Annotated in this window: 25 protein-coding genes; 14 read left to right on the top strand and 11 right to left on the bottom strand. The window is 67.9% G+C overall.

Going from position 1 to position 22,514, the window contains the following annotated elements:
- Positions 1–1,158 carry an aminotransferase gene (locus GGQ98_RS02925; protein WP_184064839.1) on the bottom strand — a complete coding sequence of 386 codons (1,158 nt, stop codon included), beginning with the start codon at positions 1,156–1,158 and terminating at the stop codon, positions 1–3.
- 65 nt (positions 1,159–1,223) lie between these two features.
- Between GGQ98_RS02925 and mtnB the strand changes: the two genes are divergently transcribed.
- The 11 genes from mtnB to GGQ98_RS02870 all read left to right on the top strand — a co-directional run bounded on the left by mtnB (position 1,224) and on the right by GGQ98_RS02870 (position 8,953).
- Positions 1,224–1,841, top strand: coding sequence for a methylthioribulose 1-phosphate dehydratase (gene mtnB, locus GGQ98_RS02920; RefSeq protein ID WP_184064836.1), 618 nt, complete (start codon positions 1,224–1,226; stop codon positions 1,839–1,841).
- A complete protein-coding gene (locus GGQ98_RS02915; RefSeq protein WP_184064833.1) occupies positions 1,838–2,377 on the top strand; it encodes a 1,2-dihydroxy-3-keto-5-methylthiopentene dioxygenase in 540 nt (179 codons plus the stop codon). The genes mtnB and GGQ98_RS02915 overlap by 4 nt, the downstream gene beginning before the upstream one ends.
- Positions 2,378–2,998, top strand: a complete 621-nt coding sequence (gene mtnC / locus GGQ98_RS02910) for an acireductone synthase (protein ID WP_184064830.1) — start codon at positions 2,378–2,380, stop codon at positions 2,996–2,998.
- Complete coding sequence (gene mtnA, locus GGQ98_RS02905) at positions 2,995–4,050, top strand: S-methyl-5-thioribose-1-phosphate isomerase (RefSeq protein ID WP_184064827.1); 1,056 nt, start codon at positions 2,995–2,997, stop codon at positions 4,048–4,050. Before mtnC ends, mtnA begins: the two co-directional genes overlap by 4 nt.
- A gap of 64 nt (positions 4,051–4,114) precedes the next feature.
- Positions 4,115–4,402, top strand: coding sequence for a hypothetical protein (locus GGQ98_RS02900; protein ID WP_243451655.1), 288 nt, complete (start codon positions 4,115–4,117; stop codon positions 4,400–4,402).
- An 8-nt stretch (positions 4,403–4,410) separates the two neighbouring features.
- Positions 4,411–4,959, top strand: a complete 549-nt coding sequence (locus GGQ98_RS02895; protein ID WP_184064824.1) for a CinA family protein — start codon at positions 4,411–4,413, stop codon at positions 4,957–4,959.
- 37 nt (positions 4,960–4,996) lie between these two features.
- Complete coding sequence (locus tag GGQ98_RS02890; protein ID WP_207791218.1) at positions 4,997–5,344, top strand: DUF6152 family protein; 348 nt, start codon at positions 4,997–4,999, stop codon at positions 5,342–5,344.
- Positions 5,345–5,348: 4 nt separating this feature from the next.
- Positions 5,349–5,810 (top strand): DUF6644 family protein, encoded by a 462-nt coding sequence (locus tag GGQ98_RS02885; RefSeq protein ID WP_184064819.1) that lies wholly within the window; start codon positions 5,349–5,351, stop codon positions 5,808–5,810.
- Positions 5,811–5,903: 93 nt separating this feature from the next.
- Positions 5,904–7,076 (top strand): dipeptidase, encoded by a 1,173-nt coding sequence (locus GGQ98_RS02880; RefSeq protein ID WP_184064816.1) that lies wholly within the window; start codon positions 5,904–5,906, stop codon positions 7,074–7,076.
- A gap of 21 nt (positions 7,077–7,097) precedes the next feature.
- The gene (locus GGQ98_RS02875; RefSeq protein WP_184064813.1) at positions 7,098–7,973 is read left to right on the top strand and encodes a bile acid:sodium symporter family protein; all 876 of its coding nucleotides are present in this window, start codon (positions 7,098–7,100) and stop codon (positions 7,971–7,973) included.
- On the top strand, positions 7,970–8,953 hold the full coding sequence (locus GGQ98_RS02870; protein WP_243451654.1) for an ornithine cyclodeaminase family protein: 984 nt from the start codon (positions 7,970–7,972) through the stop codon (positions 8,951–8,953). Before GGQ98_RS02875 ends, GGQ98_RS02870 begins: the two co-directional genes overlap by 4 nt.
- Here GGQ98_RS02870 and hrpB read toward each other — a convergent pair.
- From hrpB to GGQ98_RS02830, 8 genes are all read right to left on the bottom strand, one after another.
- On the bottom strand, positions 8,950–11,388 hold the full coding sequence (gene hrpB / locus GGQ98_RS02865) for an ATP-dependent helicase HrpB (RefSeq protein ID WP_184064808.1): 2,439 nt from the start codon (positions 11,386–11,388) through the stop codon (positions 8,950–8,952). The genes GGQ98_RS02870 and hrpB overlap by 4 nt on opposite strands.
- Before the next feature lie 16 nt (positions 11,389–11,404).
- Positions 11,405–11,833, bottom strand: coding sequence for an OsmC family protein (locus GGQ98_RS02860; protein WP_184064805.1), 429 nt, complete (start codon positions 11,831–11,833; stop codon positions 11,405–11,407).
- 62 nt (positions 11,834–11,895) lie between these two features.
- Complete coding sequence (gene purU, locus GGQ98_RS02855) at positions 11,896–12,753, bottom strand: formyltetrahydrofolate deformylase (RefSeq protein WP_184064802.1); 858 nt, start codon at positions 12,751–12,753, stop codon at positions 11,896–11,898.
- Between the two features lie 26 nt (positions 12,754–12,779).
- Complete coding sequence (gene fdhD / locus GGQ98_RS02850; RefSeq protein WP_184064799.1) at positions 12,780–13,562, bottom strand: formate dehydrogenase accessory sulfurtransferase FdhD; 783 nt, start codon at positions 13,560–13,562, stop codon at positions 12,780–12,782.
- The gene (locus GGQ98_RS02845) at positions 13,555–13,776 is read right to left on the bottom strand and encodes a formate dehydrogenase subunit delta (RefSeq protein WP_184064796.1); all 222 of its coding nucleotides are present in this window, start codon (positions 13,774–13,776) and stop codon (positions 13,555–13,557) included. The genes fdhD and GGQ98_RS02845 overlap by 8 nt, the downstream gene beginning before the upstream one ends.
- Positions 13,773–16,616, bottom strand: coding sequence for a formate dehydrogenase subunit alpha (fdhF, locus tag GGQ98_RS02840; RefSeq protein WP_184064793.1), 2,844 nt, complete (start codon positions 16,614–16,616; stop codon positions 13,773–13,775). Before fdhF ends, GGQ98_RS02845 begins: the two co-directional genes overlap by 4 nt.
- A complete protein-coding gene (locus GGQ98_RS02835) occupies positions 16,613–18,151 on the bottom strand; it encodes an NADH-ubiquinone oxidoreductase-F iron-sulfur binding region domain-containing protein (RefSeq protein ID WP_184064790.1) in 1,539 nt (512 codons plus the stop codon). The genes fdhF and GGQ98_RS02835 overlap by 4 nt, the downstream gene beginning before the upstream one ends.
- A 3-nt stretch (positions 18,152–18,154) precedes the next feature.
- Positions 18,155–18,577: an NAD(P)H-dependent oxidoreductase subunit E gene (locus GGQ98_RS02830; protein ID WP_184064787.1), complete on the bottom strand. Its 423-nt coding sequence runs from the start codon at positions 18,575–18,577 to the stop codon at positions 18,155–18,157.
- A gap of 211 nt (positions 18,578–18,788) precedes the next feature.
- Between GGQ98_RS02830 and GGQ98_RS02825 the strand changes: the two genes are divergently transcribed.
- On the top strand, positions 18,789–19,370 hold the full coding sequence (locus GGQ98_RS02825; RefSeq protein WP_184064784.1) for a PadR family transcriptional regulator: 582 nt from the start codon (positions 18,789–18,791) through the stop codon (positions 19,368–19,370).
- Here the strand turns inward: GGQ98_RS02825 and GGQ98_RS02820 are convergent.
- Positions 19,336–20,676 (bottom strand): ATP-binding protein, encoded by a 1,341-nt coding sequence (locus GGQ98_RS02820; RefSeq protein ID WP_184064781.1) that lies wholly within the window; start codon positions 20,674–20,676, stop codon positions 19,336–19,338. The genes GGQ98_RS02825 and GGQ98_RS02820 overlap by 35 nt on opposite strands.
- 5 nt (positions 20,677–20,681) lie before the next feature.
- The gene (locus GGQ98_RS02815; RefSeq protein ID WP_184064778.1) at positions 20,682–21,395 is read right to left on the bottom strand and encodes a response regulator; all 714 of its coding nucleotides are present in this window, start codon (positions 21,393–21,395) and stop codon (positions 20,682–20,684) included.
- Positions 21,396–21,564: 169 nt separating this feature from the next.
- Here GGQ98_RS02815 and GGQ98_RS02810 point away from each other — a divergent pair, with 169 nt between their 5' ends.
- Together GGQ98_RS02810 and GGQ98_RS02805 are read left to right on the top strand one after the other, a co-directional pair.
- Positions 21,565–21,966: a hypothetical protein gene (locus GGQ98_RS02810; RefSeq protein ID WP_243451653.1), complete on the top strand. Its 402-nt coding sequence runs from the start codon at positions 21,565–21,567 to the stop codon at positions 21,964–21,966.
- Between the two features lie 99 nt (positions 21,967–22,065).
- Positions 22,066–22,506, top strand: a complete 441-nt coding sequence (locus tag GGQ98_RS02805) for an EF-hand domain-containing protein (RefSeq protein ID WP_184064775.1) — start codon at positions 22,066–22,068, stop codon at positions 22,504–22,506.
- The last annotated feature ends 8 nt before the right edge of the window (positions 22,507–22,514 follow it).

Below are 22,514 nucleotides of genomic sequence, written 5' to 3'. Positions count from 1 at the left end.
TCAGCCGAACAGCGCTCGTGCCTTCGCCATGCGTTCCAGCGCGGCATCGATCGTCGCGTCGGTCTTGGCGAAGCAGAAGCGCACCACCGACGTGACCGGCGCCTCCGCGTAAAACGCCGAGACCGGGATCGCGACGACGTCGCCCTCACGCGCCAGTCGGTCGCAGAAGCTCACGTCGTCGAGCGCGATGCCCGAGGCGGCAAGGTCGACGGAGAGGAAATAGGTGCCCGCGCTCGGCAGTGTCTTCCAGCCTGCCGCATCGAGCCCCGATGCCAGCCGATCGCGCGAGCGGGCGAAATCCGCGCGCATCGCGGTGAAATAGCCGTCGTCCTTCCCGAGCCCGTAGGCAATCGCCGTCTGCAGGTTCGGCGGCGTCGTGAAGGTAAGGAACTGGTGCGCGCGGGCAAGCGCGTGCATCAGCCGGGGCGCGGCGCACATCCAGCCGACCTTCCATCCGGTGAGCGAGAAAATCTTGCCGCCCGAGCCGATCTTCACCGTGCGTTCCCTCATCCCCGGCTGCGCCATGATCGGCGAATGCGCGCGGCCATCGAACACGACATGCTCCCACACCTCGTCGCTGATAACGACGGCATCGTGCTCCACCACGAAGCGGGCAAGCAGCGCGAGTTCACCTTCCGAGAACATCGTCGCGGTCGGATTGAGCGGGTTGTTGAGCAGCACGACGCGCGTGCGCGGGCTGAACGCTTCGGCGAGCGCGGCTTCCGTCAGCCGCCACTCCGGCGGTTCGAGGCGGATCAGCTTCGGCACGCCGCCCGCCTGGCGCACCATCGGCAGATAGGCATCGTACATCGGCTGGATCAGCAGCACCTCGTCGCCGGGGCTGACAAGCGCCATGACCGAGGCCGCAAGCGCCTCCGTCGCGCCCGAGGTGACGGTGATTTCGCTCTGCCAGTCGAGATCGACGGCCTGATGGCGGCGGTAGTGATCGGCGATCGCCTGCCGAAGCTCCGGGATGCCCGGCATCGGCGGATACTGGTTGTAGCCTTCGGTGAGCGCGCGGGCGCCGGCTTCCAGCACGTCGCGCGGCCAGCCCGCGTCGGGAAAGCCTTGCCCCAGGTTGATCGCGCCCGTTTCGCGGGCAAGCGCGGACATCTTCTCGAAGATGGTGGTCGGCAGGTTGGCGTAGAGCGGATTCATGAGAATGGTTCATAGAAGAGCGGAAACCGCTTCGCCAGCGTCACAGTCATGGTTAAGAAAACATCATGGTTGCAAGCACATTCGAAACGGCGGCCGACGCCATCGTTGCCGTGGGGCGCGCGTTCGACGTGCGGGGCTGGGCGCCTGCGACGAGCGGGAACTATTCGGTGCGCCTGGAAGATGGCAGTTTCGCCGTGACGGTTTCCGGGTGGCACAAGGGACGCCTGACGCGGGACGGGGTGATGCGCGTGGATGCGCGCGGCGCATCGCTCGACGGCAAACGGCCGAGCGCGGAGACGGCGCTGCATCTGTCGCTTTACCGCCGCTTTCCGGAGGTCGGCGCGGTACTGCACAGCCACTCGCCGCAGGCGGTGGCGCTGTCGCGGGTGCTGCGCGACGACTGGACGATCCGGGGGCACGAACTGGGCAAGGCGTTTCCGGGTGTGACCACGCATCTGGCGGAGATCATCGTTCCGGTTGTGGAAAACAGCCAGGATATGGGCGACATCGACGCGGCGATCGCTTCCCGCCTCGCGGGCCTGCCGCCGCCCGCTTACCTCATTCGCGGACACGGGCTTTACGGCTGGGGCGCGGACATCGCGGAGGCGGAGCGGGTGATCGAGGCGACCGAATGGCTCGCCGCGTGCGAGGTTGCCGAGCGCAGCATGAGGAGGGACGCATGAGTCATCTTGCCGTTTATGCGGAGGGCGCGCCGGAGCGTGCATTTCTGGAAACCGCCGACGCGGAAACGATCGCGCAAACGCTGGGGGAGATCGGCGTTCTCTTCGAACGCTGGCCTACGCGGGACGTGCCCGAAGGCGATATCCTTGCGGCGTACGCCGAGGAGATCGAACGGCTGAAGGCGAGGGGCGGCTATCAGGCGGTGGACGTGGCGAGCATGGTGCCCGACCATCCGGAGCGCGCCGCATTCCGGCAGAAATTCCTTTCCGAGCACCGCCACATGGAAGACGAAGTCCGCTTCTTCGTGGACGGCGAAGGCCTGTTCACGCTCCACGAGGATGGGCGCGTTTTCAACATGCTCTGCACGAAAGGCGACCTCATCGCCGTGCCTGCGCGCATGCGGCACTGGTTCGACATGGGCCCCGCGCCGCGCTTCACGGCGATCCGCCTGTTCATCAATCCCGAGGGCTGGGTGGCGCATTTCACCGGCGACGACATCGCCGACCGCTTCCCGCGCCACGAACCGGCGCTCGCCTGAATGGTGCGCGCGGTTCTCACCGACATCGAAGGCACGACGAGCAGCATCGCCTTCGTGACCGACACGCTGTTTCCCTATGCGCGGGCGCGGCTGGCGGACTGGATCGCGGCGCACCCCGAGGCCGCGCCGATGCTGAAGGACGTGCCCGGCGATCCGGTGGAAACGCTCACGCGCTGGATCGACGAGGATCGCAAGGAAACCGCGCTCAAAACGCTGCAGGGGCTGATCTGGGCGGAAGGCTATGCGGACGGCACGCTGAAGGGCCATGTTTACGCCGACGCCGCCGAGACGCTGCGGCGCTGGCACGCGGATGGGATCGGCCTCTACGTCTATTCGTCGGGGTCGGTGGCCGCGCAGAAACTGATCTTCGGGTACAGCAACGCGGGCGATCTGACGCCGCTGTTTTCCGGCTATTTCGATACCACCACCGGCCCGAAGAAAGAGGCGGAGTCGTACCGCCGCATCGCGGCCGAAATCGGCCTGCCGGTGGAGGATATCCTGTTCCTCTCCGACAGCATGCCGGAGATCGAGGCCGCGCGTGAGGCGGGCCTGAAGGCCTGCCTCGTTGACCGGGAGGCGGGGGAGGGCGACGTCGCCTCGTTCGCGGAGATCGCGCTGTGAGGCTGGAGGGCGAACACCGTCGATCGATCGCGCGCACGGCGGATGGCAAGGGCGCGCGTATCCTCGATCAGCGCCGCCTGCCGTGGGAGATCGTGTGGACGGATCTGCGCTCCGCCGCCGATGCCGAGCGCGCCATCCGCGAAATGTGGACGCGCGGGGCCCCACTGATCGGCGCGACCGCCGCCTACGGGCTTGCGATGGCGCTCGCCGAGGATGGATCCGATGCAGCGCTGGAGGCCGCCTGTCACCTGCTCGCCGAGGCGCGGCCGACAGCGGTGAACCTGCGCTGGGCGCTGGGTGAAGTGGCGAAGGCGGTGCAGCCGCTGCCGCCGGCCATGCGCGGCGCGGCGGCGTTCGCGCGCGCCGACGCGATCTGCGACGAGGACGTGGCGCTCAACCGCGCGATCGGCGCGCATGGGCTCCAGCTTCTGCGCGACCTTCATGCGCGGAATCCGTCGCGCCCGCTCAACATCCTGACGCACTGCAACCCCGGCTGGCTGGCCACCGTGGATTACGGCACCGCGACCGCGCCGATCTATCTGGCGAAGGACGAAGGGCTGCCCGTGCATGTGTGGGTGGACGAGACGCGCCCGCGCAACCAGGGCGCGCTGCTCACCGCGTTTGAACTTGCCGGGCACGGCGTGCCGCACACCGTAATCGCCGACAACACGGGTGGGCTTCTGATGCAGCGCGGCGAGGTCGATCTCGTTATCGTCGGCACCGACCGCGTGACCGCGAACGGCGATGTCTGCAACAAGATCGGTACTTATCTGAAGGCGCTCGCGGCGCACGACAACGGCGTGCCGTTCTACGTGGCGCTGCCGTACACCACCTTCGATCCCGCGACGGCGACCGGCGCCGATGTGCCGATCGAGGAGCGCGATCCCGACGAGCTTGCATTTCTGACCGGACCCGCCGCAAACGGCGCCGCGACCGTGCGCGTGACGGCATCGCCCGCTTACAATCCGGCCTTCGACGTGACGCCTGCCCGCCTTGTCACCGGCTTCATCACGGAGCGCGGTCTGCGCGCGGCCTCCGCACTCGCATTCTGATCCGCCGGGAACGCCTTTCGCAGGCGCGCGTTTGTTCAGTCGATACACATGGAGGACAACGCGCATGTACGGCACCGCAGTACGCGAGGACGGACGCAGCAAATTTGGATTGATCGGGCTTGTCGCCGGGATCGGCGCCGCAGCGGCGCTTGCGGGCTGGCAATTCTTCCGGTCGCGCAAAGAGGCCGGCGGCGCGCCCGCCTTCGCGCCCGGAGAGGTCGACCCCCACAATCTGGACCAGACGCGCTCCGCAGGCCACGAAGCGATGCGCGACAAGCCGACGGACGCGTGGGACAAGGTGGATCAGGCGGTCGACGAGTCCTTTCCGGCGAGCGACCCGCCCGCCTATTAGTGCGGCCGATGGCCGAAACCCTGTCTCCGGCCTTGCCCGATGCGTTGGAGCGCGCCGTCCACGCTTTGCTTCAGCGGCTGCATGATGCGGGCGTCAGGATAGGCACTGCGGAAAGCTGCACGGGCGGCCTGCTCGCCTCGCTCCTTACCGACGTGTCGGGCTTCGGACACGTCTTCGAATCCGGCCTCGTCGTTTATACGGACGCGGCAAAGCAGCGCCTGCTCGGCATTGATCCCGGCCTTATCGAACGCCACGGCGCGGTTTCGCATGAAGTGGCCGTCGCCATGGCGGAAGGGTTGCTGGCAATCTCGGATGTCGACATCGCGCTCGCGATCACCGGTTTCGCCGGCCCGGCCGGCGAAGGCGAAGAACCGGGTCTCGTCTATCTCGCACGCGCCGGACGGACAACGCGGACCGTGTTCCGCGAGGAGCATTTCGGTGACATCGGACGCGGGGCGACGCGGCTCAAATGTATCGAAGCTGCTATCCGTCTGGCGGATGGCGGCATCACCGATGAACACCGCGACGGGCCGCATGTTCCCTCGCATGCGGTTTAGCGGTACACAGGCATGGGGGCTCTGAAGGGAGATTTTGATGCTCAAACGGCTGATCCTCGCCGCCACGCTTGCCGGCATACCCGCGGCCGCGCTCGCCCACCACGGCTGGAGTTCCTACGACGCGGAAAAGACGCTGGAGATCACCGCGCCGCTGTCGGCGGTTTCGTGGAGCAATCCGCACGGCACCGCCAAGGTGATGCACGGCAAGCAAAGCTGGGATGTGGTGCTGGCGCCCGTCGCGCGCATGGAGGCGCGCGGGCTTACGCGTGAAATGCTGGCCCCCGGCAAGTCGGTGACACTCGTCGGCTACCCGCGCCGCGACGGCGCGCCCGAGATGCGGATCGAGCGCGTGATCGCGGAGGGCAAGACGGTGGAGCTGCGCTGACCTGATGGACGCGTTCGCCGCCGCGATCGAGGCCTCCGCGATCGGCGGCGTCATGCGCGCCTCGCCATGGGCCTATCCGGCGGCGAACCTCCTTCACCTGCTGGGCCTGGTGCTGCTTGTCGGCGGCATCGGGTTTCTCGATCTCCGGCTCATCGGCGCGTTCCGACAGATCCCGGTCGTTGCGCTGTCGCGCGCGCTGACGCCGATTGCGGTCGCGGGTCTCGTCCTCATGCTGCTCACGGGACCATTGCTGTTCGCGGCCGATGCGACCGCGCTGGTGCGGTCGGACATGTTCCTCTGCAAGATGGTGCTCGCTGCGATCGCGGTTGCAAATGCGCTCGCCTTCCGCGGGCTCTGGAGGCGGCATGCGGGTGAACCCACGCCGCCGCTCAAACTGATGGCGCTGACCTCGATCGGCCTGTGGCTTGCCGTGGCGGCGCTGGGCCGGCTCATCGCTTATACCTGAAGCCCTTTACGCGCGGGGGCGCGCCATGCTCTATCGGTGCCGTGGTGCCGGGGCGCGAACGTCCGGGCCTTTGTGAAACAGGCCGGAGGGCACATGACGAATCGCGGCAATTCGGGCTTCGAGCGGCGCGACCTGCTTGCCATGGGCGGCGCGGCTGCAGCGCTCCTGGCGGGTGGGTCGGCGTTTGCCGCGCCGGCAGGCCTCCGAAACAGCGCGATCATCGTGAACACGCTCGGCGGCCTCTCCAATCCGAATGTCGAGCCCCCCGAAACGAAGGAGAGGTCCGGCTGGACATCGACCGAGGCTGTCATCGATCAGCGGGTGATCGACGATGCCCGCCACTCGGGCCTCACCGCCGTGAACCTTACGATCGGCCATGTGTTCGGGCCCGACGAGCCGTTCGAGCAGACCGTGCGCGAGATCGCGCACTGGGATGCGGTCGCGCGGCGCTATCCCGCCGACCTCGTGAAAATCACCAGCGCGGAAGACATTCTGCGCGCGAAGCGCGACAACCGCATCGGGCTCATCTACGGCTTTCAGAACACGACGATGCTCGGCAGCGATGCGAGCCGCGCAGACGTTTTCGCGAACCTCGGCGTGCGGATCATCCAGCTGACATACAATCCCGCCAATGCCGTCGGCGACGGTTCGATGGCGCCGGAGAACCGGGGTCTGACGCCGTTCGGGCGCGAGGTAGTGGAGCGGCTGAACGCGAACCGCGTGATGGTGGATCTGTCGCACAGCGGCGAGAACACCTGCCTTGAAGCCGCGCGCATCTCGAAGCAGCCGATCTCGATCAACCACACCGGCTGCCGCGCGCTGACCGACATGCCGCGCAACAAGACCGATGCCGAACTGCGCCTTGTGGCGGCGCGGGGCGGGTTCGTCGGCATCTATTTCATGCCGTTCCTTAACCCGACCAGCAAGGCGACCGCCGACGATGTCGTGGCGCATATCGAGCACGCCGTGAACGTCTGCGGTGAGGACCATGTCGGCATCGGCACCGACGGCGGCATCACCACGATCGACGATCTGGACGCCTACAAGGTGAAAATCGCCAGGGAGATCGCGGACCGGCGCGCGGCGGGCATCGGCGCGAAGGGTGAAAACCCCGATACGTTGCCCTTCGTGATCGACTTGCGCGGCCCCTCGCAGTTCCACGATCTTGCCGACCGTCTGGCGCGGCGCGGCCATTCGCAGGCGCGTATCGAAAAGATCCTCGGCGCGAATTTCGTTGCCTATGCAAAGACCGTCTGGGGCGCATAGAGAGACGCGAGGGGGAGTTCCATGTCTGACGCGATGATCGCTTTCATCAACACCACATTTGTGCCCGTGGGCCTGATGCTCATCATGTTCAGCATGGGGCTGACGTTGAAGCTCGGCGATTTCGCGCAGGTGCTGAAGAACGGCCGCGCGCCGCTCGCGGGGCTGGTCGGGCAACTGCTGGCGATGCCGCTGCTGGGGCTGGCGATCGGCATCCTGTTCCGCCTGCCGCCGGAACTGGCGCTCGGTGTTTTCATTCTGGGCATCTGCCCGGCAGGGACGACGTCGAACGCGCTGACCTTCATCGCGCGCGGCAATGTCGCGCTTGCGGTGGTGCTGACGGCGCTGTCGAGCCTGGTGACGGTGTTCTCGATTCCCGTGCTGCTGGACTGGGGAATCACTCACTTCGGGCTCGAGGGCACCGCGCCCGCGCTGTCGATCGTCGATACGATGCTCCAGCTCGCGCGGATCACCGTGCTGCCGGTGGCGGTGGGCATGCTCATCTGCCGATTCGCGCCGGAGACCGCCGAGAAACTGAGCGGATGGCTGCGGCCGGTGTCGATGATCGTTCTGTTCGGTGTCATCGCCTTCGCGGTGGGTGTCAGCGCGGAAATGGTGCTTGCGAACCTGCTCGGCGTCGGCCCGGCGCTTCTGGTGATGAACATCGCCGCGATGGGGGCGGGGCTTGGCATCGGATACGCCTGCAAGGTCAGCAGCCGCGATGCGATGACGCTCGCCATCGAGGTCGGCGTGCAGAACGTGACGCTCGCCACGTTCCTGACGCTGACGGTGCTGGACAGTCTGTCGCTTGCCGTTACCCAGAATATCTACGGAGTTCTCATGATCGTGAATACGCTGGTCCTCGTCCGCTGGTTCCGCGCGCGCAGGGCGGGCGCATGAGCGCGCCGCTGCTGGTCATCGGAGCCGAAGACGTCGAGCGTCTGCTCGGCTACGAGGATTGCATCGCGCTGATGCGCAAGGCGATGAAGGCGCTCGCGCGGGGGGAAACCCGGCAGCCGCTTCGGAACATCATCGACCTGCAGGCGGGCAATGCGTTCGGCGTGATGCCCGGCGCGATGCTCGGCGGCACGTTTGGCGCCAAGATCGTCAGCGTCTATCCGGGCAATTTCGCACTGGGCAAGCATTCGCACCAGGGCATCGTCGTTCTGTTCGAGCCCGAAAGCGGCGCGCCGGTCGCCATCATCGACGGCAGCATCGTCACGGCGATCCGCACGGCGGCAGCGTCCGCCGCCGCGACCGAAGCGCTCGCGCGGCCGGGGCCGTCGCGCCTTGCCATCCTCGGCTACGGCGAGCAGGCGTGGCGGCACGCCGCAGCGATACGCCATGTGCGCCCGATCACCGGAGTGAGCGTTTGGGGCCGATCGGCTGAGCAGGCCGAACAGTTCTCGCTGCGCGTGCGCGAGGAACTCGGCCTGGATGCCGAAGCCGCGCCCGATGTGGCGCGCGCGGTGCGCGGCGCCGACATCATCTGCACCACCACCCCGGCGGCGGAGCCGATCCTCGCGCTCGCCGACGTGCAGCCGGGCGCGCACATCAACAGCGTCGGATCGAGCCGCGCCGGGCCTGCCGAGATCGCGAACGATCTTGTCGCGGCATCGCGCTTCATCGCGGATTACCGCGTCGGCGTTCTCGCGCAGGGCGCGGAGTTCCTGAACGCAAAATCGGCCGGGCTCGTTGATGATGCCCACATCGTCGGCGAGATCGGCGAGGTGTTCGACGGCACGCTCGCGGGGCGCACAGGCGACGCGGAAATCACCATCTACAAATCGCTCGGCCACATCGTGCAGGATCTTGCCGCAGGCTGGCACGTCTTCGAACAGGCCCGCGCCAAGGGTCTGGGAACGACTGCTCCGTTTTAACGGTTATCCGCGCGCTTGGTGCGGAGCGTCGGCGCCGCGGCGGCGGGGTCTTCGGGCCACGGGTGCCTGGGATAGCGCCCGCGCATCTCCTTTGCGACCGCCGCCCAGCTTCCCGACCAGAAGCCGGGCAGATCCTTCGTGGTCTGGATCGGACGCCCGGCGGGCGAGGTAAGGCGCAGCACGAGCGGCACGTTCCCGGCAACCACCGGGTGCGCCCCGAGCCCGAAGAGTGCCTGCACGCGCAGCTCGACCGCCGGACCGCCTTCCGCCGCATAATCGATCGCATGGTGGCTGCCGAGCGGCGAGACGAAGGCTTCGGGCGTCAGACGATCGACGGCGGCCTTGCCCGCCCAGCCGAGGCGCGCTTCCAGCATCTGCGTGAGCGCGGAGGCGTTTACCGCGCCGAGCGACCGCCTGTTTTCGAGAAGCGGGGGCAGCCAGTCGTCCATGTCGGCCGCGAGCGCTTCGTCGCCTATGTCCGCGATCGAAGGATCGACGCGGCGTGCGAACGTGGCGCGCCGCTGCAGCGCCCGCGCAGTGTCCGAAAAGGGCAGCGCCCCGATCCCGGCCCTGCGCGCGCCTTCGAGAAGTGCGGCGGCGACGGCGGCGGGATCGGGGCTGTCGTCCTGCCCGGTCGAGAGCGCCAGACTGCCGAGGCGCCGTTCGCGCACCGCGACGATACCGCCGGTGCTCTCGTCGAAGCGCACGCGGCGGACGGTTTCGATGCGCTCCGCAAACAGCGACTCGATGAGATCGGGCGCAATCGCGGTCGCGGCGAGGATACGCGCGCCCGAAGCTGCACCCTGCACTTCGGCCACGGCGAGATACGTCTGCGCGGCGAGCGGCGAAGCGGGGTCGAGCCGGAAACCGCGCCCGCCGGAGGATGCCCAGTCCGTCCCGTCTGCCCCGCGCCGTTTCGCGATACGGTCCGGGAACGCAAGCGCGATGCACGCTGCGACCGGCCCTTCGCCGTCGCCGCTCGTGCTCGCCATGCGCTGCCAGCGTCCCGCCAGGGCGCGCGCACCATCCGCGCGCGGCCCGCGCTCGCGCCGCCAGCGCTCGCGCCGGTGTTCGAGATCGATGTCGGTGCCGCCAAGCCCGCGCTCGGAAAGCAGCACGGCGACGTCGGCGGCGGTTTTGCCCCAGCCGCGCTCGGCCGCCGCGAGCATCATGTGCGCGAGGCGCGGGGGCAGCGGCAGTTCGGCGATGCGGCGGCCGTGGGCTGTGGGTCGGTTTTCCGCGTCGAGCGCCCCGAGTAGCCGCAGCCGCTCGCGCGCTTCGGCAACGGCTGCGGCGGGCGGCGGATCGAGCCAGCGCAGCGAAGCCGGATCGGCTGCGCCCCAGATCGCGCAGTCGAGAACCAGCGCGGAAAGATCGGCTTCAAGGATTTCGGGCGGATCGAACGGCGGCATCCCCGCCGTCGCGGCCTCTTCCCATAGCCGGTAGCACACGCCCGGCGCCTGCCGCGCGGCGCGGCCCGCGCGCTGCGTGACGGCGGCCTGGCTGGCGCGCTCGGTGACGAGCCGTGTCATGCCGCCGCCGCGATCGTAGCGGGCGCGGCGCGCGAGGCCCGAATCGACGACGATGCGGACGCCGTCGATGGTGAGGCTGGTTTCGGCGATGCTGGTTGCAAGCACCACCTTGCGCCCGTGCGCGCCCTTGCGGATCGCTGTGCGCTGGGCGGCGGGATCGAGGCTGCCGTGCAGGCGGTGGAGCGCGATGCCCGCAAGCGTTTCCAGCCGCTCGGCGGTGCGCTCGATCTCGCCGACGCCGGGCAGGAACGCGAGCAGGTCACCTTCGGCCTCCCCGAGCGCGCGGCGGATCGCTGACGCGATGCTGTCTTCGATACGCTGTTCGGCGGTACGGCCGAGATAGCGGACATCGAGCGCATGGCTGCGGCCTTCGCTCTCGATGACGGGCGCGCCGTCCAGCAGCTTCGAAAAGCGCACGCCGTCGAGTGTTGCGGACATCGGCAGAATGCGCAGGTCGGGCCGCAATGCGCCTTGCGCATCGAGCGCGAGCGCGAGGCCGAAATCGCTGTCGAGGCTGCGTTCGTGAATTTCGTCGAAGAGCACGGCGGAAACGCCCGCGAGTTCCGGGTCGGCCTGGATGCGGTTGCGGAAGATGCCTTCGGTCAGCACGAGGATGCGCGTGTCCTTGCCGTGCTTGCTATCCAGCCGCGTCGCATAGCCGATCGACTTGCCGACGGGCTCGCCCGCCGTTTCCGCCATGCGTTCGGCCGCAGCACGCGCAGCGAGACGGCGGGGGGACAGCAGCAGGATCTGCCCGGTACACCAGGGCTCGCCGACAAGCGCGGGCGCGACCGCCGTGGTTTTGCCCGCACCCGGCGGCGCGACGAGCACGGCGGATGCACGTTCGCGCAGCGCCGCGAGCAGCGCGGGCAAAACGGCATGGATGGGCAGGGCGTCGCTCACGCCCGCCCTTTACGGTTCAGACGAGCGCCGCGTCGAGTGTGATCTCGGCGTTCATCAGCTTCGAGACCGGGCAGTTCGCCTTGGCCTTGGCGGCAAGCTCCTGAAACGCCGCATCGTCCGTGCCGGGGATCGTCGCTTCCAGGTTCAGGTGGATCGCGGTGATCGTGAAGCCGCTGTCCAGCTTTTCGAGCGTCACGGTGGCTGTCGTGTCCATGCTCTCGGCGGTGAGCCCGGCTTCGCCGAGGATCAGCGACAGCGCCATCGTGAAGCAGCCCGCGTGCGCCGCGCCGATCAGCTCTTCCGGGTTGGTGCCCGGCACGCCTTCGAAGCGCATCGCGAAGCCGTAAGGGCGCTTGTCGAGCGCGCCGCTTTGGGTGGAAATGCTGCCGCGGCCATCCTTCAGGCCGCCTTCCCAGTGCGCGGAACCCTTGCGATCGATCTTCATGGCCTGCTCCTTTTGAGGAAGGCCGCGAGGCTATGGCGATTCGGAGGGCGAGTCCACCGGGCCTAATCCCGGAAAACCACCGTGGTGGCGCCGTTCAGCAGCACGCGGTCCTGCAGGTGGTAGCGGACAGCGCGGGCGAGCACGCGGCGTTCGATATCGCGTCCCTTGCGGACGAGATCGTCGGGTGTGTCGGTGTGGCTGATGTGCTCGACGTCCTGCGCGATGATCGGGCCTTCGTCGAGGTCGGCGGTCACGTAGTGCGCGGTGGCGCCGATGATCTTCACGCCGCGCGCGTGCGCCTGATGATAGGGCTTGGCACCCTTGAAACCGGGCAGGAAGCTATGGTGGATGTTGATGCAGCGGCCGGAGAGGAACGCGGCGAGATCATCCGAAAGGATCTGCATGTAGCGGGCGAGCACGATGAGTTCGGCACCGCTTTCATCCACGATCCGCTTGATGGCGGCTTCCTGCGCGGCCTTCGTGTCCTTCGTGATCGGCAGGTGGTGAAAGGGAATATCGCCGTTGATCGGCGCGGCCGCATCTTTCGGGTGGTTGGAAATAATGCCGACCACGTCCATCTCAAGCTCGCCGATGCGTTTGCGGTAGAGCAGATCGGTGAGGCAGTGATCGAACTTCGAAACCAGCAGCAGAACGCGTATTTTCTCGGCGGCTGCGCGCAGCCGCCAGTTCATGCCGTGCGCGTCGGCAAGCGCGGCGAAATGCGCCTTGAACTCCGCCTGCGCCGGGGCGGCGAGATCGAAGACGACGCGCATGAAGAAGCGGTCGGTCAGCTGGTCGTTGAACTGCTGCGCATCGAGGATGTTGCCGCCGCTCTCCGCGAGCAGCGTGGCGACCGCCGCGACAAGGCCCGGCTTGTCGGCGCACGACAGCGTCAGCGTGCAGATGTTGCTGGATTCCATCGCCATATCCCCCTGAGACCCAAGCGCTACATGACGCGCAAGAGTGAATCTTCCCTTGTCAGCACGTGCAGCGCGAGGCCTGCCTGCCGCGCGCGGTCTATCGCAAGCGTCGTCGGCGCGGAGATGGTGGCAAGCGCGCGGCCACCCGCGACGACGGTTTTCTCGACGAGTTCATAGCTGCAGCGCGCGGTGAGCAGGAAGAATCCGTCCGCCGCCGGTATCCCGGTGCGGGCGAGCGCGCCGATCAGCTTGTCGAGTGCGTTGTGGCGGCCGACATCCTCGCGCGATTCCAATATGCGCCCGGCGATATCGCAGAAGGCGGCGGCGTGGACGGCGGCGGTGCGGCGGCCGAGGTGCTGCGCTTCACGCAGCGCGCCGAGCGCGGCGAAGATCGCCTGCGGGTCGATATCCAGCGGATCGGCGATGCGGGGCAGGGGGCGGGCGATCTGTTCCAGATTCTCGATGCCGCAGAGGCCGCAGCTGCTTTCGGAAACGCGGCGGCGTGCGCGTTCCAGCACCGGCGCGGCGGCGCGCGGCGCGAGCATGACGCGGACGATCCAGCCCTTGTCGGTCTCGGCGATGTCGATGTCCTCGATCTCGTCGGCGCGCGCGACAAGCTGCTCGGTGATCGCGAAGCCGGTGACGAAATCGGAAAGGTCGGCGGGCGTCGCCATCATCACCGCGTAGGCGATGCCGTTGAATTCGAGCGCGACGGGCGCTTCCACCGGAATCTCGCGCGTGATCGCGGCGCTGCCGCTGTTTGCGAAGATCTCGGTGAACTGCGCGTGTCGCGCGGCGGTATCAGGCATCGGCGGCGGCGCGGACCTTGCCGAGCGCCGCGCGCGCGGCTGGCGAGAGCCCTTCGCCGCCCGCATCCAGATGGCTGAGGATCATGGACTTCATGCGCGGATCCCAGAAGGCGACGATGTGCGCGGCGGTCGTGTCCGCCGCCTTGTCGCCCTCGGTTTCCAGATTTCGCGCGATCTGGTTCGCCATGTAAACCAGCTTTTCGAGGCTGTTCATTCGGCGGCGATGCCTTCGATGCGGCGCGCGCGCTCGCTCTGGCGCGAATAGTCCTCCTGCCAGTCGGTCGGCCCGTTGGAGGCACTGATCTGCACCGCTGTGACCTTGTATTCTGGGCAGTTGGTAGCCCAGTCCGAATAGTCCGTCGTCACCACGTTCGCCTGCGTCGCGGGGTGGTGGAAGGTCGTGTAGACGACGCCCGGCGCTACCCGGTCCGTCACCAGCGCGCGCAGTGCCGTCTCGCCCGAGCGGCTGGCGAGCTTCACCCAGTCGCCGTCCTTCAGGCCGCGATTTTCGGCGTCGGACGGGTGGATTTCCAGCAGGTCTTCGGGGTGCCAGGCGACGTTCGCGGTGCGGCGGGTCTGCGCGCCGACATTATAGTGGCTGAGGATGCGGCCCGTGGTGAGCAGCAGCGGGAAGCGCGGGCCCGTGCGCTCGTCGGTCGGCACATAGTCGGTGACGACGAACTTGCCGCGCCCCCGCACGAAACCGTCGATGTGCATCACGGGCGTTCCGTCCGGCGCGGCGTCGTTCACCGGCCACTGCATCGAGCCTTCCGCGTCCAGCCGGTCGAAGCTGACGCCCGCGAAGCTGGGCGTCAGGCGCGCGATCTCGTCCATGATCTCGGCGGGGTGCGTGTAGTTCCAATCGAGCCCCATTGCCTGCGCGAGGCGCTGCGTCACCTCCCAGTCGGACAGGCCGTTCAGCGGCGACATCACCTTGCGCACCGGCTGGATACGCCGCTCGGCGTTGGTGAAGGTGCCGTCCTTCTCAAGGAAGGTCGAGCCGGGCAGGAAGATGTGCGCGTAGTTCGCGGTTTCATTGAGGAACAGGTCGTGGACGATCACGCATTCCATCGCGGCGAGGCCGGCGGCGACGTGCTTCGTGTCGGGGTCGGACTGCAGGATATCCTCGCCCTGCACGTAAAGCGCCTTGAACACGCCGTCGACGGCGGCGTCGAGCATGTTGGGGATGCGCAGGCCGGGCTCGGGATCGAGGTGAACGCCCCAGTCATCCTCGAAGAGCTTGCGCGCGGCGGCGTCGGAGATGTGGCGATAGCCGGAAAGCTCGTGCGGGAAGCTGCCCATGTCGCAGGCGCCCTGCACGTTGTTCTGGCCGCGCAGCGGGTTCACGCCGACGCCCGGCCGTCCGATGTTGCCCGTCGCCATCGCGAGGTTGGCGATCGCCATCACGGTGGACGAACCCTGCGAATGTTCGGTAACGCCGAGGCCATAGTAGATCGCCGCGTTGCCGCCGGTGGCATAGAGGCGCGCGGCGGCGCGAAGCTCGGCAGGATCAACGCCCGTGACCGGGGCGAGCGTTTCGGGCGAATTCTTGGCGTCGGACACGAACGCCGCCCAGTCCTGATACTCGTCCCAGTCGCAGCGTTCGCGGATGAAGGCTTCGTCGGCGAGGCCTTCGGTGACGATGGTGTGCGCCATCGCCGTCAGCACGGCGACGTTGGTGCCGGGGCGCAGCGGCAGATGGTGCTCCGCCTCGATATGCGGCGAGCGGACGAGATCGGTGCGGCGCGGATCGATGACGATCAGCTTCGCGCCCTGGCGCAGGCGCCGCTTCATGCGGCTGGCGAAGACGGGGTGGCCGTCTGTGGGGTTGGCGCCGATGACGAGCATGACGTCGCTCTGTTCGACGCTGTCGAAATCCTGTGTGCCCGCCGAGGTGCCGAACGTGGTCTTCAGGCCGTAACCGGTCGGCGAATGGCAGACGCGCGCGCACGTATCGACATTGTTGTTGCCGAAGCCTGCGCGGACGAGCTTCTGGACGAGGAATGTCTCCTCGTTGGTGCAGCGCGACGAGGTGATGCCGCCGAGCGCCTTGTCGCCGTACGTCGCGGCGATGCGCTTCAGTTCGGAGGCGGCGTAGGCGAAGGCTTCGTCCCACTCCACCTCGCGCCAAGGATCGTTGATGCTGGCGCGGATCATCGGTTTCAGGATGCGGTCGGCGTGCTGGGCATAGCCCCACGCGAAGCGGCCCTTCACGCAGCTGTGGCCGCGATTGGCCTTGCCGTCCTTCCACGGCACCATACGGACGAGCTGCTCGCCGCGCATCTCGGCGCGGAAGGTGCAGCCGACGCCGCAATAGGCGCAGGTGGTGACGACGCTGCGGTCGGGAAGGCCGATTTCCTTCACCGACTTTTCCTGCAGGGTCGCGGTGGGGCAGGCCTGCACGCAGGCGCCGCAGGAGACGCATTCGGAGCCGAGGAAATCGTCCGAGCCAAGCCCCGCCGAGACCTTCGATTCGAAGCCGCGCCCTTCGATGGTCAGCGCGAACGTGCCCTGCACCTCGTCGCAGGCGCGCACGCAGCGCGAGCAGGCGATGCACTTCGAAGGGTCGAAATCAAAATAGGGGTTCGACGTATCGAGATCGAGCGCGAGGTGGTTTTCGCCCTCATAGCCGTAGCGCACGTCGCGCAGGCCCACGGCGGCGGCCTGATCCTGCAGTTCGCAGTCGTTGTTGGCCGAGCAGGTGAGGCAGTCGAGCGGGTGATCGGAGATGTAAAGCTCCATCACGCCGCGCCGCAGCTTTTGCAGGCGCGGCGTTTCGGTGTGCACCACCATGCCGCCGGCGACGGGCGTGGTGCACGAAGCGGGCGTGCCGCGCGCGCCGTCGATTTCAACGAGGCACAGCCGGCACGAGCCGAACGCCTTGAGGTTGTCGCTCGCGCAAAGTTTGGGAATCGCGGTGCCGATTTCGGCGGCGGCGCGCATCACGGTGGTGCCCTTGGGCACGCTCACCGCCCGCCCGTCGATGGTGAGCGTGACGGTTTCCTCGCTCAGTGATGCGGGCGTTCCGAAATCGTTCTGGCGAACATAGGTCATGCTGCGTTTCCTTCAGCGGCGGACTCTACCACAAAATCCTCCGGAAAGTGATTGAGCGCCGAAAGCACAGGGTAAGGTGTGAAGCCGCCGAGCGCGCAGAGCGAGCCGAACTTCATGGTTTCGCAGAGGTCGCGCAGCAGTGCGACCTCGTCTTCCGCCGCGCGTTTGCGACGAGGGGCGTTGTGGATCTGCGGCAGGTTTTCAACCGCACCGCGCGTCCTTCCGCCTGCCATAAGGCGGTCGATGGTCTCCACCCCGCGCACCGCGCCGATGCGGCAGGGCGTGCATTTTCCGCAGCTTTCCACCGCGCAGAACTGCATCGCGAAGCGCGCCTGCCGCGCCATGTCCACGCTGTCGTCGAACACGACGATGCCGCCGTGGCCGATCAGGCCGTCGGCTGCCGCGAACGCCTCGTAATCGAACGGCAGGTCGAACTGCGACACCGGCACATAAGCGCCGAGCGGCCCGCCGACCTGGACGGCGCGCACGGGACGGCCGGAGGCGGTGCCCCCGCCGATCTCGTTCACGAGCGCGCCGAGCGTGATGCCGAACGCGATCTCATAGAGGCCGCCGTGCCTGATGTTTCCGGCAAGCTGCACAGGCATCGTGCCGCGCGACCGGCCCATGCCGTAGTCGGCATAGGCTTTCGCGCCCTCCGCCAGCACGAACGGCACGGCGGCGAGCGTCAGCACGTTGTTGATGACGGTGGGGCAGCCGAAAAGCCCCTCGTGCGCGGGCAGCGGCGGCTTGGCGCGAACCTCTCCGCGCTTGCCTTCAAGGCTGTTCAGCAGCGAGGTTTCCTCGCCGCACACATAGGCGCCCGCGCCGGTGCGGATTTCCACCTCGAACGGGGCGATGATCGGCGAAGCGAGCGCGGCGGCGGCCTCCATCTTCGCGATCGCGTGCGGATATTCGCTGCGGATGTAGACGTAGGCCTTGCCGGCACCCACCGCGAGGCCTGCGATGGCGAGCCCCTCGATCAGCATGAAGGGATCGCCCTCCATCACCATGCGGTCGGCGAACGTGCCGCTGTCGCCTTCGTCGGCATTGCAGACGATGAACTTGCGCGGCCCCGGCGCGTCCGCGACCGTGCGCCACTTGATGCCCGCCGGGAACCCCGCGCCGCCGCGCCCGCGCAGGCCCGAGGCGAGCACTTCGGCGATGGTGTCGTCGGCGCCGAGCGCGCGGGCGCGCTCCAGCCCCTTCCAGCCGCCGGTCGCGGCGTAATCGTCGAGGCTCAGCGGGCGTGTCTTGCCGAAGCGCGCGAAGGTCAGGCGCTGCTGGCTCTTGATGAACGGGTGCTCGGCAACCGCGCCGATGCGAAGGTCGTCGGCGCGGCCTGCGAGGATGTCCCCGACGCGATCCGGCATCACCGGTCCGTAGCCGATGCCGTCCACCTCGACGAGCGGTTCCAGCCAGTGCATGCCCCAGCTCGATACGCGCTCGGCTGTACGGCCTGCCTTCGCAAACGCCTCGGCGACCGCGTCCGCACCGCAGGCAAGCGCTGCCGCATCGTCGGAAATACGAATGGTCATGGCCTACAGCGCCTCGATCAGGGTCGCGAGACGGTCGCCGTCCAGGCGGGCATGAACCTGCCCGTTCGTCATTGCGGCCGGGCCGATGGCGCAGAGGCCGAGGCAGTAGACGGTTTCGATATGCACGCGCTCTCCCGCCGCCCTTTCGGCCTCCGCGACAAGCGCCTCGACCCCGCGCGCCTGGCAGGCCTCGGCGCGGCAGAGTTTGAGCACCGGGCGGGGATCGGCCTTCGCCTTGTAGTCATGATAAAAGCTGACGACGCCGTGCACCTCGGCGCGGCTGAGGTTGAGCGCGGCGGCGAGCGCGCGCACTGTATCCTCGTCCACGCAGCCGAACGCTGCCTGCACGTCGTTCAAAATGGGCAGCAGCGCGCCCTCGCGATTGTGATGAGCCGCGATGATATCGGCCAGACGATCGTCCCTCATACGCGGCGGTGTAGCGCCGTCGCGCCGCAGGAACAATTTCAAATCCGCTTTGTCGCGCCTGTCATTCAGCTTGTGCGATGCCGGGCGAGCATCGGTCGACGAGGACCATGACCTGACCGGCGACGACGAACGCGGCGCCGATGACGGCGACAGTGATCGCGGCCTGCAGAAGGCCTTGACCTGCATCGCATAACGCGAGAGGCCCGGCAGAATGACGAAGGCCGCCGAACGACTGGGCAAGAGCCGCACCGCATTTGCCGTGCTCGGGTTCCTCGCGGGCGCGCCGCGCTCGGGCTACGAGATCAAGAAGGCGATCGAGCGCAGCACCAGCTATTTCTGGAACGAGAGCTTCGGGCAGATATACCCCATCCTGCAGAAGCTGGAGGCCGAAGGGCTGGCGGAATGCCTGGGCGCGGAGACGCACGGGCGGCGCAAGAGCCGCAAGTACGCGATCACCGAAACCGGGCGGGAGGCGCTTCGGGACTGGCTTGCCGCACCGGTTTCAGGCGCGGGTATTCGCAACGAGCACATGCTGAAACTGTTCTTCGGCCGCCATGTCGCGCCCGAGGTCAGCATCGCCCATCTTTCGGACTATCGTCGCCAGCTCACGCACGACCTGGCGACGTTCGAAGCGTTTCGCGCAGGCTATGAAGACGCGATCCGCGCCGGGCGGACCAGCAAGACGCTGATCTACGTGCTCGCACCGCTCGATTTCGGCATTCGCGGCGCACGCTCGCAGATCGAATGGTGCGACGAGACTATCCGCGCGCTGGAGGCGCTGCGGGAAAGCTGAGACAGACAAGAAGGCCGCCGCCGTCCTGGTTAGCGAAGCGCACGGTGCCGTCGCTGCGCTCGACAAGTGCGCGGACGATGGCGAGCCCCAGCCCGACGCCGCCCGTGGTGCGGTCGCGCGACGGGTCGAGGCGTCCGAACGGCTCCCCGAGCCGCGCAAGCGCGGCAGCGGGTACGCCCGGGCCGTTATCGGACACCCGAATCTCGATCGTCTCGCCCTCGCGTGTCGTGCTCAGCGAAACCGTCGTGCCGTGGCGCAGGCCGTTGTCGATCAGGTTGGCAAGGATACGCCGGAGCGCGAGCGGGGAAAGGCGCACCGCTGTACCCTTCGCGCCCCCATCGAACCAGACTGCGTCTTCCATCTCGCGCCGCACCGCGACGAGCGCCTCGATCTCGGCATCGATGTCGAGGTGCGCGGGGTCCGGGCCGTCACTGGCGTCCTGCCGCGCGAACAGCAGCGTGTCGTCGAGCATCGCCGACATTTCCTGAAGGTCGGCGGCGGCTTTCCGGCGCTGTTCCGGGTCTTCGATGAAATCGGTGCGCAGCCGCAGCCGCGTGATGTAGGTGCGCATGTCGTGCGCGACGGCGGCGAGGATGCGCGTGCGCTCGTTGACGAGATCGGCGATGCGCCGCTTCATGTCGTTGTAGGCAACGGCAAGTTCGCGCATTTCGCGTGCGCCCTCCACGGGCACGTCGGGCGCATCGAGTTCGCTGCCGAAGCGGCGCACACCCGCCGAAAGCCGAACCAGTGGTTTCGTCGCGCGGCGCACGGCGACGGTAAGGATCGCGAGCAGGAGGAGCCCGCCGATCACGCCCAGCAGCGCGCGGCGGCGCAGATAGGTGCGGACCACTGCGGAGGGGCGGCTTTCGATGACGAGCGTTTCGCCGATCGAGAGGCGGACGGTAAGTTGAACGGGCGAGAACAGCCGGCCGGTCCAGCGGTTTTCGCGAAACGCTCCGCCGATCAGCGGGCGGCGCGAGGGCAGCGTCACCGTGCGTCCGGGCAGCGCGGCCGCATAGGTCGCGTGAAGCGCCGAGAGGCCGCCGTCGAAACCGGCGGGGCTGCCGCGCGCCAGCCGCAGCGTGTAGAGCGAATCGTTGAACAGCGAGAGCAGCTCCGCGCGCCGGGCAGGTGGCGATGTTTCCAGCGTTTCCGCGAGCACTCGCACGTCGTCTGGCTGCGGCAGATTGAAGGGCCGATGCGCGTCGCCGCGCGTCGGCAGCGCCGTAACCGCCAGCAGCAACAGCTGGATGATGACGAACCCCGAAAGCAGGATGGCGATAATGCGAAGGCCCAGATTCGACATTGCGCTCAGTCCCGTTCGACGCCGGCTGCGAACAGATAGCCGCCGCCGCGCACGGTCTTGATGAGCATCTCGCCGCCGTGGTCGGCGAGCTTGCGGCGCAGGCGGCTGAGCTGCACGTCGATGGCGCGGTCGAAGGGGCCGGCGCTGCGTCCGCGTGTCCAGTCGAGCAGTTGATCGCGGTTCAGCACGCGCTGCGGGTGCGTCACGAACGCGAGCAGCAGGTCGAACTCGCCGCCGGTGAGATCGACCACGCCAGCGGGCGCATTCAGCGCGCGGGTTCCCACGTCGAGCGTCCACCCGTCGAAGCGGTAGCGCTCCGATGGCTGCGCGGCGACCGACACGCGGTTCGTGTCGCGCGTGCGGCGCAGCACGGCGCGGACGCGCGCCACAAGTTCGCGCGGGTTGAACGGTTTGGCGAGATAGTCGTCGGCGCCGATTTCGAGCCCGATGATGCGGTCGATGTCGTCGCCCTTCGCCGTCACCATCAGCACGGCGACGTCGCCGCGTGCGCGCAGGCGGCGGCAGATCGAGAGCCCGTCCTCGCCCGGCAGCATGATGTCGAGCACAGCAAGATCGACGCGCTGGCGTTCGAGCAGCCGGTCAAGCTCCGCGCCTGAACGGCAGCCCGATACCTCGAAGCCCTCGCGCGCAAGGAGCCCGGTGACGAGTGTGCGGATTTCGTTGTCGTCCTCGACGACGGCGATGAAGCTGCTGCCCATGCGCCTGTTTGTGCCGCAGCCGCGCCGTGAGGGGAACGGGGCACGGCGGCGGCGTTACACTTTGTTACCGTCCGTTACCTTGCGGCAGCACGCCGCTTACGCAAGCCTTCTACACAAGGCCCGGACGGACATGATCCGTCGGTATCGATTGAAGACCCGGAGCAAACCCATGATGAAGCCACTTCTCGTTTTCGCGGTGATCGGCACGACCGCGCTCACTGCCGCCGCGCTTCCCGCCGAGGCGCGCGACCGCACCCGTATCGTCAATGTCGAGGGCGCAGGCGGCAGCCTCGTCAGGCAGCGCAGCGTTTCGCGCGAGCCGGGAAGCAGAGCGGTGTCGCGATCGGTGCAGGGCGGCGAAGGGCGCGGCTACGTGTCCTCGCGCGGCCGATCGGTCGAGGACGGCGCCTACACCGGCGGCCGCATGACGACCACGAACCGCGGCGCCACCTTCGGCCGCAGCACCGCAGCGGCGGCGAACGGCGACGGCAGCGCCGATTATTCGACGACGCGCACGCGCCGCGACGGTTCAACGACAACCAGAAGCGGGACCGTAACCCGCGACGACTGAGGATCCCGACCCGTTCCTCTCCCTCCGACCGACTGGCCGCGCCCCTTAACCCCAACCCCCCGCCGGGGCGCGGCCGTACTTTTCGCAGGATACGCATCCATGACCCGCAGAGTTCTGATCGCCCTTGCCGCTGCTACGCTCGTCGCGTCCCCCGCCGCCGCGCAGCGCTGGGGCGGAGGTGACGGCGCCGCCGCTTTCGACAAGGCTGATGCCGACGGCGACGGCGTCGTCACCCGCAGCGAGTTCCTGAAAAGCCGCAGCGCCCGCTTCGATACGATGGACCGCAACAACGATGGTGTCGTCAGCGAGTCCGATTTCAAGCGTATTCTGAAGTTCCGGCCCGAAGCCGGCGCGCGTCTCGAACGCCTGATCGCCGAGGCCGATGCCAACCGCGACGGCAAGGTGACGCGGGCCGAATTTGATGTGGCGCCCACGCCCGTGTTCGATCTCGCCGACACCAACGGGGACGGTAAAGTCGACAGGGCCGAACTGGAAACCTTCCGAAACAAGGCTGCGCAGGCGAAATCCGGCAGGCCGTAAGGCAGGCC

It is taken from the genome of Sphingosinicella soli, assembly GCF_014199685.1.
Lineage (GTDB): Bacteria > Pseudomonadota > Alphaproteobacteria > Sphingomonadales > Sphingomonadaceae > Sphingosinicella > Sphingosinicella soli.
Note: the sequence above shows the minus strand (reverse complement) of the source record. Positions and strands in the feature narration are given on the sequence as shown.

What these genes read in the sequence shown, in the direction of transcription:
- GGQ98_RS02900 (WP_243451655.1), top strand. Translation starts at nt 4,115, where the DNA reads ATGTACGGCACCGCAGTACGCGAGGACGGACGCAGCAAATTTGGATTG.
- GGQ98_RS02810 (WP_243451653.1), top strand. Translation starts at nt 21,565, where the DNA reads ATGATGAAGCCACTTCTCGTTTTCGCGGTGATCGGCACGACCGCGCTC.
- GGQ98_RS02845 (WP_184064796.1), bottom strand. Translation starts at nt 13,776, where the DNA reads ATGAACAGCCTCGAAAAGCTGGTTTACATGGCGAACCAGATCGCGCGA.
- GGQ98_RS02815 (WP_184064778.1), bottom strand. Translation starts at nt 21,395, where the DNA reads ATGGGCAGCAGCTTCATCGCCGTCGTCGAGGACGACAACGAAATCCGC.
- mtnC (WP_184064830.1), top strand. Translation starts at nt 2,378, where the DNA reads ATGGTGCGCGCGGTTCTCACCGACATCGAAGGCACGACGAGCAGCATC.
- GGQ98_RS02870 (WP_243451654.1), top strand. Translation starts at nt 7,970, where the DNA reads ATGAGCGCGCCGCTGCTGGTCATCGGAGCCGAAGACGTCGAGCGTCTG.
- GGQ98_RS02875 (WP_184064813.1), top strand. Translation starts at nt 7,098, where the DNA reads ATGTCTGACGCGATGATCGCTTTCATCAACACCACATTTGTGCCCGTG.
- GGQ98_RS02825 (WP_184064784.1), top strand. Translation starts at nt 18,789, where the DNA reads ATGACGAAGGCCGCCGAACGACTGGGCAAGAGCCGCACCGCATTTGCC.
- GGQ98_RS02895 (WP_184064824.1), top strand. Translation starts at nt 4,411, where the DNA reads ATGGCCGAAACCCTGTCTCCGGCCTTGCCCGATGCGTTGGAGCGCGCC.
- GGQ98_RS02860 (WP_184064805.1), bottom strand. Translation starts at nt 11,833, where the DNA reads ATGAAGATCGATCGCAAGGGTTCCGCGCACTGGGAAGGCGGCCTGAAG.
- GGQ98_RS02820 (WP_184064781.1), bottom strand. Translation starts at nt 20,676, where the DNA reads ATGTCGAATCTGGGCCTTCGCATTATCGCCATCCTGCTTTCGGGGTTC.
- fdhD (WP_184064799.1), bottom strand. Translation starts at nt 13,562, where the DNA reads ATGCCTGATACCGCCGCGCGACACGCGCAGTTCACCGAGATCTTCGCA.
- GGQ98_RS02880 (WP_184064816.1), top strand. Translation starts at nt 5,904, where the DNA reads ATGACGAATCGCGGCAATTCGGGCTTCGAGCGGCGCGACCTGCTTGCC.
- GGQ98_RS02890 (WP_207791218.1), top strand. Translation starts at nt 4,997, where the DNA reads ATGCTCAAACGGCTGATCCTCGCCGCCACGCTTGCCGGCATACCCGCG.
- GGQ98_RS02835 (WP_184064790.1), bottom strand. Translation starts at nt 18,151, where the DNA reads ATGACCATTCGTATTTCCGACGATGCGGCAGCGCTTGCCTGCGGTGCG.
- GGQ98_RS02830 (WP_184064787.1), bottom strand. Translation starts at nt 18,577, where the DNA reads ATGAGGGACGATCGTCTGGCCGATATCATCGCGGCTCATCACAATCGC.
- GGQ98_RS02915 (WP_184064833.1), top strand. Translation starts at nt 1,838, where the DNA reads ATGAGTCATCTTGCCGTTTATGCGGAGGGCGCGCCGGAGCGTGCATTT.
- purU (WP_184064802.1), bottom strand. Translation starts at nt 12,753, where the DNA reads ATGGAATCCAGCAACATCTGCACGCTGACGCTGTCGTGCGCCGACAAG.
- mtnB (WP_184064836.1), top strand. Translation starts at nt 1,224, where the DNA reads ATGGTTGCAAGCACATTCGAAACGGCGGCCGACGCCATCGTTGCCGTG.
- GGQ98_RS02805 (WP_184064775.1), top strand. Translation starts at nt 22,066, where the DNA reads ATGACCCGCAGAGTTCTGATCGCCCTTGCCGCTGCTACGCTCGTCGCG.
- fdhF (WP_184064793.1), bottom strand. Translation starts at nt 16,616, where the DNA reads ATGACCTATGTTCGCCAGAACGATTTCGGAACGCCCGCATCACTGAGC.
- GGQ98_RS02885 (WP_184064819.1), top strand. Translation starts at nt 5,349, where the DNA reads ATGGACGCGTTCGCCGCCGCGATCGAGGCCTCCGCGATCGGCGGCGTC.
- GGQ98_RS02925 (WP_184064839.1), bottom strand. Translation starts at nt 1,158, where the DNA reads ATGAATCCGCTCTACGCCAACCTGCCGACCACCATCTTCGAGAAGATG.